At 56.3% G+C, this 13,688-nt stretch carries 12 protein-coding genes and 1 CRISPR repeat array; of the genes, 3 read left to right on the forward strand and 9 right to left on the reverse strand.

The annotated features are described in order from the left end of the window. Positions 1-31: 31 nt before the first annotated feature. A CRISPR array of direct repeats spans positions 32-547; the repeat unit is 25 nt; unit sequence GGGCTCATCCCCGCTTACGCGGGGA. Between the two features lie 87 nt (positions 548-634). The 8 genes from cas2e to cas3 form a co-directional block, all read right to left on the reverse strand. After that, positions 635-991: a type I-E CRISPR-associated endoribonuclease Cas2e gene (cas2e, locus tag MHX61_RS09060; protein ID WP_239194265.1), complete on the reverse strand. Its 357-nt coding sequence runs from the start codon at positions 989-991 to the stop codon at positions 635-637. Then, the gene (cas1e, locus tag MHX61_RS09065) at positions 988-1,926 is read right to left on the reverse strand and encodes a type I-E CRISPR-associated endonuclease Cas1e (protein WP_255717667.1); all 939 of its coding nucleotides are present in this window, start codon (positions 1,924-1,926) and stop codon (positions 988-990) included. The genes cas2e and cas1e overlap by 4 nt, the downstream gene beginning before the upstream one ends. Further along, the gene (gene cas6e / locus MHX61_RS09070; protein ID WP_239194267.1) at positions 1,926-2,624 is read right to left on the reverse strand and encodes a type I-E CRISPR-associated protein Cas6/Cse3/CasE; all 699 of its coding nucleotides are present in this window, start codon (positions 2,622-2,624) and stop codon (positions 1,926-1,928) included. The genes cas1e and cas6e overlap by 1 nt, the downstream gene beginning before the upstream one ends. Beyond that, positions 2,621-3,337 (reverse strand): type I-E CRISPR-associated protein Cas5/CasD, encoded by a 717-nt coding sequence (gene cas5e / locus MHX61_RS09075; RefSeq protein ID WP_239194269.1) that lies wholly within the window; start codon positions 3,335-3,337, stop codon positions 2,621-2,623. Before cas5e ends, cas6e begins: the two co-directional genes overlap by 4 nt. Before the next feature lie 14 nt (positions 3,338-3,351). Beyond that, positions 3,352-4,494, reverse strand: coding sequence for a type I-E CRISPR-associated protein Cas7/Cse4/CasC (gene cas7e / locus MHX61_RS09080; RefSeq protein WP_239194271.1), 1,143 nt, complete (start codon positions 4,492-4,494; stop codon positions 3,352-3,354). A 31-nt stretch (positions 4,495-4,525) separates the two neighbouring features. Further along, on the reverse strand, positions 4,526-5,197 hold the full coding sequence (gene casB / locus MHX61_RS09085; RefSeq protein ID WP_239194273.1) for a type I-E CRISPR-associated protein Cse2/CasB: 672 nt from the start codon (positions 5,195-5,197) through the stop codon (positions 4,526-4,528). Next, on the reverse strand, positions 5,190-6,935 hold the full coding sequence (casA, locus tag MHX61_RS09090; protein ID WP_239194275.1) for a type I-E CRISPR-associated protein Cse1/CasA: 1,746 nt from the start codon (positions 6,933-6,935) through the stop codon (positions 5,190-5,192). The genes casB and casA overlap by 8 nt, the downstream gene beginning before the upstream one ends. Positions 6,936-7,031: 96 nt before the next feature. Then, complete coding sequence (cas3, locus tag MHX61_RS09095; RefSeq protein WP_239194277.1) at positions 7,032-9,812, reverse strand: CRISPR-associated helicase Cas3'; 2,781 nt, start codon at positions 9,810-9,812, stop codon at positions 7,032-7,034. A 439-nt stretch (positions 9,813-10,251) separates the two neighbouring features. On the opposite strand from cas3, the gene MHX61_RS09100 reads away from it, so the two are divergent. Genes MHX61_RS09100 through MHX61_RS09110 form a run of 3 tightly spaced genes read left to right on the forward strand, consistent with a single transcriptional unit; the run spans position 10,252 to position 13,299 of the window. After that, positions 10,252-11,067 (forward strand): PTS sugar transporter subunit IIA, encoded by an 816-nt coding sequence (locus tag MHX61_RS09100; RefSeq protein ID WP_239194279.1) that lies wholly within the window; start codon positions 10,252-10,254, stop codon positions 11,065-11,067. Positions 11,068-11,078: 11 nt separating this feature from the next. Continuing rightward, complete coding sequence (locus tag MHX61_RS09105) at positions 11,079-12,650, forward strand: PTS ascorbate transporter subunit IIC (protein WP_239194281.1); 1,572 nt, start codon at positions 11,079-11,081, stop codon at positions 12,648-12,650. 37 nt (positions 12,651-12,687) lie between these two features. Beyond that, on the forward strand, positions 12,688-13,299 hold the full coding sequence (locus tag MHX61_RS09110) for a hypothetical protein (protein WP_239194282.1): 612 nt from the start codon (positions 12,688-12,690) through the stop codon (positions 13,297-13,299). 29 nt (positions 13,300-13,328) lie between these two features. On the opposite strand, the gene MHX61_RS09115 is transcribed toward MHX61_RS09110, so the two are convergent. After that, positions 13,329-13,688 carry a Fic family protein gene (locus tag MHX61_RS09115; protein ID WP_239194284.1) on the reverse strand — a complete coding sequence of 120 codons (360 nt, stop codon included), beginning with the start codon at positions 13,686-13,688 and terminating at the stop codon, positions 13,329-13,331.

Consider the following 13,688-nt stretch of genomic DNA (forward strand, 5'->3'; position numbering starts at 1 on the left):
TCATGCGCTGCTTAACAGTGCCCCACGCGCCGGGCTCATCCCCGCTTACGCGGGGAGCACTGCCACCCGTCCACCTTTTGCGTCCAGGTCTGGGGCTCATCCCCGCTTACGCGGGGAGCACTGACGGTATTTCAGCGACTCCGGCACAGCACGGGGCTCATCCCCGCTTACGCGGGGAGCACTCATGCGCTGCTTAACAGTGCCCCACGCGCCGGGCTCATCCCCGCTTACGCGGGGAGCACTGCCACCCGTCCACCTTTTGCGTCCAGGTCTGGGGCTCATCCCCGCTTACGCGGGGAGCACGCACCCCAATGGAGCAGAATCTTGCTGCGAAAGGGCTCATCCCCGCTTACGCGGGGAACACTCCGGCGCGAGACCATAAGACTCAAGAACATGGGGCTCATCCCCGCTTACGCGGGGAACACTGACCGACCCGGCTACGGGAGAAAAGGTCACTGGGCTCATCCCCGCTTACGCGGGGAACACTTCGGCAATTCATCGTCCATGAGCCGGGTTAGCGGCTCATCCCCGCTTACGCGGGGAACACACTTGCTGAGCAGGAATGATAGGAGCCTAAAGGTTATTTTACATACGGCTTCAAGCAGGAGGTCAAAAGCTCATTTAATCGAATACGCTAACCTCCTCTTTTCTGTCGGTTGTACATTTTGCGGGCTTGGCGTGCTTTCGACCAACCCGTCCGACGCTTCATTTGTTTTGGTTTATGTGGGCGCATCATTAACGTGACGCCATCGAAATCGGTGGGTTCCCAGTGATGCCGGTGAGTTCGAAACTCCATGCCTTGCTCATTAGCGGCGGGATACACCAATAAGGCACGACCATCTTTACAAAGATCCACGGTTCTCTCCCAGAGCAATTCCCGGATGCGCGCGGCAGGGCGTCCCACAAATGTTCCAGGGGTCAGCTCAATGAGCCATTTGCTGAGATCGCCTCGCAGACCTGCTGGGCAGGCCGTAACGACCAGCACCATCATGACAACGACTCCTCCTCTGCCCAATTCACCCCGGAGGCAATAACCTCGAGCTCACTCCACAGCATTAGCTCGGCATCGCTGACCAGGACATCATCGGGGGCATCGAAAAGAGCTTTAAGGTCGCGCACCATCCGGGGCATCAAGCGATGAGATACCACCTGATCGCGAATCCGGCGGCGCACCTCAATGGAGGGACTTCCCTGCTGTGCTGCCACGGCATCGAATGCTGCTGGAATAGAAATCTCCGCTTTGTACAGGTCGGCAACATCATAGACAAAGGAGCGATCGGTGCCAGTGTGTACAACGCCCAACGCCGGGACGAAACCCAGTGCTGCGATTACGGCATGTGCAACGCCATACAAAGCAGCGCTTCCTGCCGTGAGTGCCTGGTTGATGGGGTCCGAGGAATCGAAATCATTGGGGTCATAAGATCGACGATTCCAATACACACCCGTGCGCTCCGCTTCGGCGGCATAAATCCGCTTCATACGCGCACCCTCACGACCGCGCAACTGCGACATCGTCAACCCAGAAACATCTTCGCCAGGAAACCGCAGTGCATACATGCGGCGAGCGCAATCCAACCGTTTGCGCTGGTTACATATAACTTGCGCATGGATTTCAGCCATGCGGGAAGACTTAGCCGGCGGGCGACCGTGGGCGTAATAGCGAACCCCGCGCTCACCTCCCCAGAGGGTGGTCACGCCGGCGTCGCCAAGCAAAGCCATAGCAGCGTAGGTGATCTTCGTGCCAGGACCGAGCAATAAGGCAGCTAGCTGGGTAGCCGGTACATAAGCCACCCCACGCTGATCGGTAATAGTAAGGGAATTTCCATCTCTATTGACCACGCACCGCTCAGCGTAAAGGAAGCTTATCCGGTCCGACATCCGCGCTAGTGCCTGGCGTGTGATGGGGACTTCACTCGGTGTGGACATTATGCACCCGTAGGTCGGGCCAAGGTCAATAGACCACAGCCATAACCGCGAGCCCTACCGATGCCATTGACTAAAGTCGCGCGCAGTGCGTCTGGATCACTGACCTCCAAGGTTCCGCGGTAGCGTGCAGTAGCGATGTGCACGCGACGGCGGCTATCGCCTTTACGGAAATCCAAGGATTTTCGCTCCACGATGGTGGTCTGCTCATGAACGGACCAGCGGTCACGTTCGGCATTACTAGTCTCATCCTGGGCGCGCGGGGCGAGTTTGAATCCGGCTCGTTCAGAGCGTTGGTACAGCCAGCCCAATTGGTGGTCTACTGAAACGTGCGCCTTAACTTTTCCTCGCTTTCCACCATTGGACTGCGAGTATGTGGGGTTGGCCAAGAGCTCAAAATGCCACCTCTGCCCCTTAGCCAGAGAACCCAAGAGGCGGTCATACTCGACTGATTGCGCAGGTCTTGTATCCCACCCTGCCTGCTCAGCTATCACGCTGGCAGTCGGCTTTTCTGGCCCAACGACATAGAGCGCATGGTGGTGAGCACTTTCGTCAAGGCGCCACAATATGCGACCAGAAGACTGGTCTAAGTCGGGCGGGAAAGAAGCTGCCACAGCCGCGTGCATAGCCTGCGGATTGGTCAAAAGTTTTCGCCCTTGGCGACGCCGCGGGTTAATCAAAATCTTTGTCAACGTACTCATACATTCATCACCGCTTCCAAGAAGGGATCAGGACGCCGGTTTTCCGGTTCAATCGGGTTTTCCACGGTGGCGAATTCCTTTTGAACAACGGTGCGCCACGAATACTTACGATGCTCAGGGTCGAAAGAAACTGGCACGTCCTGGCAGGCCGTACCGGTTTCGCCGGCAAGTGAGTCACGGTAGATAGGCAACTCTACTTCTTGCCCACACGTGCGCATATAGTCTTTCGTTGCATGCCACGTCGAGTGGTCCTGCAGTGCTTCCACCGCAGACTCATTAACCACGCCAAGCACGATATTCGGCGGAGCTGGGCACGATCTACGGCCGAGGAAAATGGGATAGGCCGGCCGTTTCAGACTCTCGGCAAAGCCTTCTAAGAGAGCTTGATCTTCACTTTCGATAGCAGCAACAAAGGCAGCATCGGTTAAGAAGTATCGAGTAATCAGCTTGGCTTGGCTCTTCGGGTTATTCTGCCAATCTTGAGCAGTCTGATAATCACGGAGCAAACTACCAGATTGATCTACTCGCACCGCGAAGCTCAGTCCTGCCAGATCTTCTACTCCATCGGTGCGGCGCCTGCCTTCAGCTGCAGCAAGCATCCCCAACACCCCCGACTTAGAAGGAAGGGTAGATGTAGCTCGCGTGGCGTAGCGAGACTCGGTTCCCCACGACTGCATCGGACCTTTAAGGAGCAATAACAACGAGTATGTCATTGTCGGCGTCCTTCCTACTTCTCTAGCGCGGCAGCCAATCGATCCGCGAGCTCAGGAAGAGTTACTTCTTCTGCAAGATCCGCAAAGGCTTTACGGGCTTCGCTGACGCCTACGACGAAGGAAGCTTGCGGCTTAAGACCATAGTTTTCCTCAAACTCCGCCTCTTCTTTAGCCAAGGTTTCAGCACCGGCTACGCGCAAACTCGTTCCAGCCATTGCCTCGACCGGCTCTTCAAAGGCGGTGACAAGGCTTACCGGTCGGGTATCGCGTACCGCAATATAAACCAGCTCTGGCAGGGTCTGGTTTGCGAAAGTGTTGATTTTGCCGGTGGGCATGGACTTGATGAACGCATCCACGAAGTCAACGGCGGCTTGCTTCGCATTTTCCTCAGAATCTAGGTTTTCGCTCAGACCATCAAGGTTTACTGTGGCATAGCGGTAGAGCGTCGAAGACATCATCTGCACGGTGCCGATCATTCCGGCGCCTGTCTCCTCCCCTTCTTCTGCCAAATCATCTACTGCGGTGAAGTAATCAAACTCGGGTGCACTGGCATGAATGCCAAGGGCGTGCGCCACCTGCACTGAGGCATCAATATTGAAAGCAGCATCATCGGCGACCATACGGCCGAAGAGCGCCATATCCACCGAGTGCTCGGTATCGAGGATTTTCTGCGCTTCTTTCTTCTTGATTTTCTCGCCGTCTGCCTCGACAATGGCTTCTGCAGCGCGGTCTATCTGGTGGGGGCTCAAGAAGAGTAGGTACTTGGTCTGTGGGTACTGTGCTGCCTCGAGTTCTTCCTTAGTAATCTCTTCCGACTCCTCGAGAGCCTTAAGCTTTTTGGAATCTACTTCCGTCGTGATTCCGGCGGACTTGAAGAGATCGGCCACTGCAGCCCGGGCGCGCTCAGCGTCCCACCCCTCGTGGTCTTCTACCTTACGGCCGATTTTTGCGGGAATGCGCTTCGAACGATCTCCGACGGATTCCACATCAGCGTGGGTCTCAAAGTACTTACGGATTGCACGCTTCCACGACTGGGAAGAAACACGCTGGCGCGGTACACCGCCATACACTGCGGACTTTGGTGCACCGGTATCGTCACGGTTAATAAGCGATGGCGGAAGGGTGTGCAGAGCGTGGATATCAATGATAAGAGACATGGTTTTCAACTTCCTTTCAAAAAGTAAGGGTTTAGGATTCTGACTCGTTGTGAGTCGAGGCATAAACGCCAGTGGCGAAATCGCGACCCCACCGCAGTAGGACGCCTTGGCGACGAGCTTTTTCTTTCTGGGTTACTGTCTGGTCGCCTAAAACGCGGAGGTCATTGGCAAATTGCCCATAGTCAAACCCCAGCTTGGCGCGTCGAAGCAGCGTGACCAAAGAGCGAATGTGAACCATCCTGGAGGCCTCGTCTTGCGCCACCATCATGGCGTCGAAACGAGGCTTGGTGGACTGGGATTGGCTCTGGGAATAAAAGCGCCCGCATGCTTTAGCAAAACTTTGCCCAGCGATGTGGGCATCAGTAGTAGCGCTTTGCATATGCACACCCAACATTGTGAGGGCTTGAAATGCTGCCAGTTCTGAGGCCGATGGTTTATCTCCTCGGCCCAACTCCAACTCGCTCAAGGGTGGTTCCAGTAGAAGCAGAACTTCCTCCAAGGCAAGGGGGTGATTCTCCAGTCTTACTGCAGAGTACTTCCGCAATGTTGCTAGCACTGCTCGGGCGTGTGCCTGCTTAGCGTGGTTCGGCGAATGAAAAAGATCTCGTTGCAGCGAATCTGCGGTCCGAGCCACCGAGGCGCGAAGCCTTGGACCACCGCTACGTTGCGAGCCTGTCTTAGAGGTGTTTTGATTCTCATGCATGGGCCTTGCCCTCCTTCAGAGATGAATCGTTACTTCGGCTCTCAGCCGGTGGTGCGGTAAGCGGCAGGTCGTTATCAAGGCGGCGAAGAAGTTGCCGGTACAAAGAACCTGCAGAAATGATTCGGCCCTTTCCATCTTCTCCGGCATCAATTTCCCTACCAATGACCGCCTTTTGACCAGCTCCTCGGAGCAATTCTCGAGCGTGCGCCAGAGCTACACCTCTGGCACGCTTTTGCCATATTTTTTGAGATTCATCGGTAGTATCCACCGCAACGGTAGACATCCACTCGATAAACTGCGGTTCTAGCTGGGCATAGAAGCGATCTTTGGCAGCTACTCCAAACTCGTAGTCATTGCCCGCGGCTACCCGCAATTGGCCAGCGAACCAGCCCATGCTGATCGCTGCCTGATAGGTCTGTTTAGCGGAGGCTCGAACAGCATTTCTCACTTTGCGGCCTGCGTCATCGTCCCGAAGCACCAAAACAGGAAGCCCGATAGTAGAGCTAAACGTACTGGCCACCGAAGACTCTTGCGGCCCGTACTCCATGGAGACTAGAGCGACATCGAAGACATGCTTTTCCAAGTATCCATCGGCGTCTAGAGCCGCCAGGTTACTCAGGTTTGCGGGGCGTAGCGGAGCCTTATCCTTCTTTTGATCAAAGCCGGGGTCATCCTCAAGCGCGATCAAGGAATCAAGACCACGCCACATGGTTTGCGTCGAGTCGTAGGGGCGAGCGTAGTACGCTGTCACGCCTTTCTTTGACTGATTCGGGCTATAACGATACGGCGTCATTGGATCGGCCAGCACGTTCTTTCCTGCATCCGGAATACGGTCCCCGTTGGAAACTACTACTCGAGTAACCCGTCCGCCTTCGACAACGAGACGCACTCGCCGCGCTTGCCAGGTCGCTAAGTCAGCAGCACCGCGAGGAAATGCACCGAGCTTATCGTCGGATCCGGGGCGCTGCGCTGCCGTATCGGGTTCACGCTCCCACACCGGCTTATCGCCTTCGATGGGGTTTGAATCCTGCTTGCTGGTGACAACATACTGGGAAGTGTTAAGCAGCAACGTCTCTAATAGTCCACCCGTCCCAAGAACGAGTGTTCCGCCCGTTCGGCCGGACCAACCGGTACCGATGGGATAGCCCTTACCACCTTTGACGCGTGGATCGCCCTCCGCGCCGGTCTTAATACCCGAATAGTCATAGGCCTGCAGGTGGATAAGCCACCGAGCAGCCTCAGCTAAAGACAAACTTTGACGGCCATCCCCAGTGCGCATGGTGAAGAAATCTTCCGCGGCCTCGGGAACGATATAAGAGATGGGACGAGTGTCCCCCTTCTTCGAATGCAGGGTAGCTACCTGCATAAAGGGTTGGGTTTCAGAGAGAAGATCAAAGCGATCAGCAAAGGCGTCGAGATAATCCAGAACAACCTCATCACGTCGCTCCTTGATCAGGGTTTCTCGCTGATCAGCGAACCATTCTCCCCAATCAAAATGAGCCCGCCGAGAATTGTGCGAATGGGCACGAGCGATATCCAGAGCATGGGCCCGCCAAAAAATAGCAAGCAGTACACGGATTACCGCATAGTCCTGGGTGGGTGAATCACCCAAGACTTTTTGAGCATCGCCGCGACCCGAGAATATATCCCGGATACTTAATGCGACTGGGGCGTCTGCGCTGTCAATGCACGAGATCCACGGCTCATCGAGCAAATTAAATGTTGGTTTTTCAGTCATTATCTTTCGCCTCCTTTCTGTAAAGATGAATTGGTGGTGTGTAGTAAATACTCCTGGGCCGGAGGTGCCCTCAGGGTAGCTTTGGCCTTGGACATGCTAACCCCTACCGTCGCTCATTATTTCGATTCCAAGCTCGGAGGAATAGCGGATTTCAAAGCGTCCAACCATTGCTTCATTATTTTCGTTAAGCACAAGAGCTAGTTGTCCTCGGAGCAGATAGTGATCTACCCATTCACCTGGTGTAGATTCCTCAAGCTGGCTTACAACCGCGTCAAAGTCTGTTCCATAACGAGTCATCCTGCCTGGCAAGCGAACTGTACTCGACGCCAAATGAAAGGCCAGCTCGTATGAAACTTCGCCCCCATCAAGAACCTCGCTGTCCCAACCCCAAGGCCGATATCCATAATCGGTAGCGATAATGGGGATGACCTCCACGCTCGGCTCAATATCACGAACCTGTGCCGCTCCCCCTTCCCCAGCACTGTGCTCAGAATCATCGACCAATCGCTCAAAGAGCGCTTTAAATTGCAGACCATGCCTAGGGTCAGGTAATCGATAATCTGCGGACTTCAAATGAGCCGTAGCTTCCCCATGTCGCCTCTCATCTTCTGCTTCGGTCCACGCTTCCAGCCACGGTGCTGGGGGTTTAAAATCCGGGTTATAAGCCTCAGCGACGAGCTTGGCAGTATCATCTGGTCGTCGAAACTCCTCTGGCAACACAGCCAGAGTGGACATCAGGATCGCTCGACCATAGATTGCTTCCGCACCAGAATCGAACTCCGGAACTGGGTCTTTCTGCAGCACACCGCGAATGAAAATCTTCGGATCCCGGAGACGGCGAGGCCTATCAGTTTCGGGGCGCGCATGACGGTGCAGCCTACCAATGCGTTGGATGAGCAAGTCTATAGGCGCGATATCCGTGATGAGAACATCGGCGTCAATATCGAGACTCTGCTCTGCAACCTGGGTGGCTACCACAATTTTGCGCCACGGACGACCAGCTCCACGGTGAGAATCAGGGCCAAGCTCTTTCCTTAGCGAGCTTTCCTTTTCCACCCTTTCCCAGGCCACAAAGCCCGCGTGGTAAAGCTCCACACACTCGCCATACATTTCCGACAGGCGCGAGTATGTAGCTTGAGCGCGGCCAATAGTGTTGCAAATAACAAGAGCACAGCCACCCTCATCTAGTAGCTCATCAAGCAATACGGAAAGGGGCCCCTCTTCTTCATCGAGTATCTGAATATCTCCCACCAAGTTGGTAGGCGATGGTTCCACGGAGGTAGCATGAATCTCCTCTGCCGTAGCTACGGTAATGAGCGGATAGCCCTGCTCACCTTCCGGCATATTTCCCCATGAATAAGCCTCCACCAGCTCCTTACGCTTGTGCGGCGGCAAGGTTGCGGACATCAGAATGACGCTGGCTCCATAATGTCCCAGCCAGGCAATGGTGCTGCGCAGATAGTCAGAGGTATAGACATCGAACGAATGAATTTCATCGAATATGACCACTTTCCCCGCTAGCCCCACATGCCGCAGCATGGAATACCTCTGCTGCAACACCATCATCAGCACCTGGTCCACAGTTCCCACGACGAAATTCGAGAGAATGCCCAATCGGCGCCCAGACATCCATTGCGAGGCCACTACCTCACCACCAGATTCTTCCAGGTCATTAATACCGTTGAACTTCAACTCAGCAAAGGGTTTGGACAAAGCATTCTTCGAGTGCGCGAGGTACATGGACCGCACCGAGTTCCCTGCCACATTTCCAGCCCACTCGATTGTCCGCTCTAGCAAGCCATTAGCGGTAGCCATCGTCGGGGCCGCAAAGAATACTCCTTGCGCGCCGTTGCGGGCTGCCATAATCTCCGCAGCAGCGAGCGCCGCCTCAGTCTTGCCCACACCGGTCTCCGCTTCAAGGACCACCAAAGCAGGCTCATCCAAGTCTTGAACTGCTTCCACCATCGCCCGCTGAACCCGGCGCGCCTGAAATTCCGCAGGCCAATTAAATGACTTACGGAAATACTCATTAATATCCGCCCACCTGGTAATCCCAGGGGCCCACGGCGAGGTGAGATCAATGAATTCGGCTGCAGCAGCAGTTCGCTCCAACTGGCTGCTTTGAACGCGGAGAGTAAAAGCTTTTTCATTAGAGGCAATCCAATCAGCCATCACCACCAGACCAGTCAGCGTTTGCGCCGCAGGTCCAGACATTTTAGGCATGGATGCCACCAGCTTGCCGACGCCCCCTTCCACCCCACATAATTCCTCCATTGCCTCCACCAGCTCTCGGTGAACGGCCTTCCACTCAGCCGGGTAATTTTCCACGAGATTGCGCACTGAAGGATTAGGGCCGGTCGCAATGCCATGATGTGCGTTCACCACTCCAGCTACCGCATTAGCTTTTGGCCGTCGAACCCCCTGCCCCTCTAACCACAGAGACAGAATTTCTCCGGAAACTATACTGTGAGGGAGCTTGCTAAAGTTGGCTTCGTCAACGCTGAGCTCCGTAGCCAGCCCGGCATCATCAACAGCGTTAACAAGGTGTTCCCGCCCTCCCTGGGTCAGAATTTGCCGCTGGAAAGTTTTTAAAATTTTCCCCAGGTCATGACACCCCACCAACCATAGGTACAGCCCTTCCAATTCGGGTTCTGATATCTGCAATTCTCCACTCAGGAAATCTTTAACCGGCTGCGATACCCAAGAGTTAAAGATTAGCGACGCAGCACATGCCGTATCCACCAAGTGTTGCGGCACATTAAGGAAATCAACTCCATCTCCCGGTTTCGCCCACAAACTGCGCGTCTGCGGTCTCCTTTGCTGCGCCCAACCCTCGGCACGCTTACAGAATTCAACCGTGGCTGCCGGCAATTCCATTTTCCATTCCTCCGCAAGACTCTCATGCCACCGAAGCTTCGACCTCAGTCGACTAAACCATTCACTACCCAAGATATTAGCACCCTTAGCACTGCAACGTTCATTATTTTTCTACGCTAAATCGAAACCGCAGTAGAGTACACTCTTTTGCAGGTGTTAACACCACCTTCCCGCACCCAACGGGATGAGCCTGTTGCAGTGCTCAAAGCAGCATTTGAGCTGTACCCCTCCCCGCGCTAGCGGGGCTTTTAACTTTCACACCCTCAGTACGGGTAGCCCCACACAAGTCCAAAACCCTCGGGACACCGGACACCATAGAGCCACCCAGCTTTCCCGCCAGTGCAAACGTTACCCCTGCTTTTACCTCCGGTTTCTCCACGGAATAGAATCGTTAGTGACATTAACCCCGATGTCACTATTTCTGTGATGGGAGATACATATGGCGACACTAGATTCCCTCCTGGTGCCCGGCGCGGTAGAGCTGCACGGCGCCGCCAAGGACTGGCGAGAAACTATCCGGCTTGCAGGATCGTTGCTCGAAGATGCAGGCACGATCACCGCAGACTACACAGAAGCAATGGTGCGCTCTGTGGAAGAGACGGGCCCCTACATTGTTGTGGCCCCAGGCTTTGCCTTCGCGCACGCACGCCCTTCGGAGTCGGTAAAGGAAACCTCGCTGTCATGGGCACGGCTGAATAAGCCGGTGAAATTCGGCCACGAGTCCAATGATCCCGTAGACCTAGTCGTAGCTTTTGCCGCGCGCAATGACTCCGAGCATTTACAGGCCATGAAGCAGCTAGCAAAGTTGCTAGCTACAAAGCGAGATGAGCTCAATCGCGTGGACTCTGAAGAGGAGCTCCGTGCGGTTCTCAAAGCAGCGGCTTCGAGTAAGAAGCGCGCGTCTTCCGCAGCACCGACCGAACTGGCAGCCCGCCCTGCGAAACAAAAATCCGCGGATTCCATCGCCTCCAAAGGCAAGATCCTCACGGTATGCGGCAACGGCCTGGGCACATCTTTGTTCCTTAAGAACACGCTCGAGCAGGTCCTCGATGAATGGGGCTGGGGACCATACCTGAATGTAGAAGCCACAGACACCATCTCCGCCAAGGGTCGTGCGAGCGAGGCGGATTTCTTGCTCACCTCCGGCGAAATCGCCGCAACGCTTGGCGATGTCGGCGTTCCCGTCTACGTCATCCAAGACTTCACCTCTATGTCTGAAATCGATGGGGCTCTGCGCGAGCTCTATGACATCTAAGGAGCATCCTCATGGATTTTCTTCTTGCTATAGCAAACTTCCTTGTCAATGAGATCCTCTCCGTACCGGCATTCCTCATCGGTATCATCACCGCGGTCGGCTTGGCCGCGATGGGGCGCGGCACTGGCAAAACCATCGGCGGCGCCATCAAGGCCACGCTTGGCTTCTTGCTCATTGGTGCCGGCGCCGGTCTAGTCACCGATTCGCTGGAGCCGCTCGGCGCCATGATTACGGGCGCTACCGGCGCGCAAGGCGTGGTTCCCACCAATGAGGCAATCGTAGGCATTGCCCAAGACCAGTTCGGCAGCCAGGTCGCCTGGATTATGATCCTCGGCTTTGTGGTTTCGCTACTGCTCGCCCGCTTCACGCCCATGAGCTATGTGTTCCTCACCGGCCACCACGTCCTCTTCATGGCCACGCTTCTCACCATGGTGCTTGCCCCTGCTGGGTACTCGTCTTGGGTCGTCATCGCCTTTGGCGCGGCCCTTCTCGGCATCCTCATGGTCTCGCTGCCGGCTATCGCGCACCCATTTACCCGCCGCATTACCGGCGATGACTCCGTTGCCATCGGGCATTTCGGCACTGTGGGGTACTTGGCTGCGGGCGGCGTCGGCAAGCTGGTGGGCGGCAAGGGAAAGAAAATGTCGCCCTCCACTGAAGACCTGAAGCTGCCGGAAGGCCTGCGCTTCTTGCGCGATTCTATGGTGGCAACCGCGCTTTCCATGGCGTTGATGTACGTGGTGCTCGCCGTGCTGTTCATTGCCCGCGCCGGTTCTGAAGAAGCCTTTACCGCCTTCCCTGATGGCGCCACCAATGTGGGCAATTTCTTGATGCAGTCCGTCACCCAGGGCCTCCAGTTCGGCGTAGCCGTGGCCGTTATCCTCTTTGGCGTACGCACCATTTTGGGCGAGCTCGTACCCGCGTTCCAGGGCATCGCAGCCAAGGTCGTGCCCGGCGCGATTCCCGCACTGGATGCGCCCATCGTCTTCCCCTATGCCCAGAATGCAGTCCTCATCGGCTTCATCTCTTCCTTCGTGGGCGGACTGGTGGGCCTTGCCGTGCTTTCCACCTGGCTCAACCCGGCCTTTGGCGTTGCCCTGATTCTGCCGGGCCTCGTGCCGCACTTCTTTACCGGTGGCGCGGCCGGCGTCTACGGCAATGCCACCGGTGGTCGCCGCGGCGCGGCCCTCGGTGCCTTTGTCAACGGCCTCATCATTACCTTCCTGCCGGCATTCCTCCTCAGCGTCCTGGGTTCCTTCGGCTCTGCGAATACCACCTTCGGCGATGCTGACTTTGGCTGGCTTGGCCTGCTGCTGGGCTGGTCCATCCACGCCGATGGCGCTCTGGGGCTTTTCTTCATTGCCCTTATCGCGCTGGCCATCTTGGCCTTGGGCTGGGTATGCCAGCGCACGCTTGTCGACGCCCACTGGGACCCCTCCCCGCACCGTCCTTCCCCTACCAGCACTGCCGGCACCACCGAGGGCGCAACCGCGGCTGCCATTTCTTCCGGCACCGCCAAGAAGTATCCCAAGGTGCTACCGCCTGAGGGCGCGCCGGTTCCACCGGCCCGCATCGAGCAGTAACCCCGCACCACACCCCAAAGGGCGCTACAGTATCCCTATGCAGCGCCCTTCCTTATTCCCCGTAGCGTCCATCCTTCTCGCCGCTGGCCTCACCGTAAGCGCCTGCGGCTCCGGCTCCGATTTCCATAACAACTCCACTTCGGCGAATGAGCCGGCCTTTTCCACCGCACAGGAAAATAACTCCGCCGCGGGCGAGACCGAAGAAGAATCCAGCCCGGAAAAGGACACGAAACAACGCCGCACCGAGACGGTCACCAAACAGGCCGAACCGGAGCAACCCGCACCGCCAGCCGGCGGCAACCACAACATCAACGCGGGCCAGATTGGCGGCTACTGCGGGACGTCCTCGTCTGGCAATTCCATCGACGCCGGCGATGCGACCTCCTGCGAATTCGCCGCCGCGGTCTTCGATGCCGCGATGCAGGCCAGCTACACCATGCGCTCAAAAGATCCCACGGTGACGGCGGTATACCACGCAGATATCACCGCCAGCAGCCCGGTGACCAAGCAGTCCTATAACCTGGATTGCCACATGGGCAGCGACCAGCGGAATCTCACCTGCGAAAAGCCCGGCGATAGAACGGTGAGTGCCTCGTTTGAAACCGCGGACAGAAGCGTGTGGAGCAAGCGCGTGGCCACTACCAATTAACCGCTACTCCAGGAACTAACCAGACCGAACTAGATCAACCGTTCAGCAAACCATTCTGCAATGAAGCCTTCCTTCTTATCGCGCGCAGCGGCCACGGTTTCAACGAGCTCCACAATCTCTTCATCGGCGATTGACCCCAGCCCAAAGCCTTCGATTTCTAAATAGGTAGAGGCACATACCCAGGCGATTCGCTTATTGCCGTCGACGAATGCATGCGCTTTTGCCAGATAGTGCAACAACGCTGCAGCCCTATCCAGTGCAGATGGGTGCAAGTACTCTCCGCCGAAGGTCTGTAAAGGGGTGGCCAATGCTGACTCAAGTTTCGAGCGGTCGAGGAGGTTGCCATCCCGACCGATGAGTTGACGGTTCAGTCGAACTACGTCTTCCAC

The sequence above is a fragment of the Corynebacterium sp. ACRPF genome (assembly GCF_022347395.1).
Classification (GTDB): domain Bacteria; phylum Actinomycetota; class Actinomycetes; order Mycobacteriales; family Mycobacteriaceae; genus Corynebacterium; species Corynebacterium tuberculostearicum_D.

Bases quoted from the DNA above. Each gene is read 5' to 3' on its own strand.
- cas3 (WP_239194277.1), bottom strand. From the start codon at position 9,812: ATGGAATTGCCGGCAGCCACGGTTGAATTCTGTAAGCGTGCCGAGGGT.
- casA (WP_239194275.1), bottom strand. From the start codon at position 6,935: ATGACTGAAAAACCAACATTTAATTTGCTCGATGAGCCGTGGATCTCG.
- cas5e (WP_239194269.1), bottom strand. From the start codon at position 3,337: ATGACATACTCGTTGTTATTGCTCCTTAAAGGTCCGATGCAGTCGTGG.
- MHX61_RS09110 (WP_239194282.1), top strand. From the start codon at position 12,688: ATGCAGCGCCCTTCCTTATTCCCCGTAGCGTCCATCCTTCTCGCCGCT.
- cas2e (WP_239194265.1), bottom strand. From the start codon at position 991: ATGATGGTGCTGGTCGTTACGGCCTGCCCAGCAGGTCTGCGAGGCGAT.
- MHX61_RS09105 (WP_239194281.1), top strand. From the start codon at position 11,079: ATGGATTTTCTTCTTGCTATAGCAAACTTCCTTGTCAATGAGATCCTC.
- casB (WP_239194273.1), bottom strand. From the start codon at position 5,197: ATGCATGAGAATCAAAACACCTCTAAGACAGGCTCGCAACGTAGCGGT.
- cas6e (WP_239194267.1), bottom strand. From the start codon at position 2,624: ATGAGTACGTTGACAAAGATTTTGATTAACCCGCGGCGTCGCCAAGGG.
- cas7e (WP_239194271.1), bottom strand. From the start codon at position 4,494: ATGTCTCTTATCATTGATATCCACGCTCTGCACACCCTTCCGCCATCG.
- cas1e (WP_255717667.1), bottom strand. From the start codon at position 1,926: ATGTCCACACCGAGTGAAGTCCCCATCACACGCCAGGCACTAGCGCGG.
- MHX61_RS09100 (WP_239194279.1), top strand. From the start codon at position 10,252: ATGGCGACACTAGATTCCCTCCTGGTGCCCGGCGCGGTAGAGCTGCAC.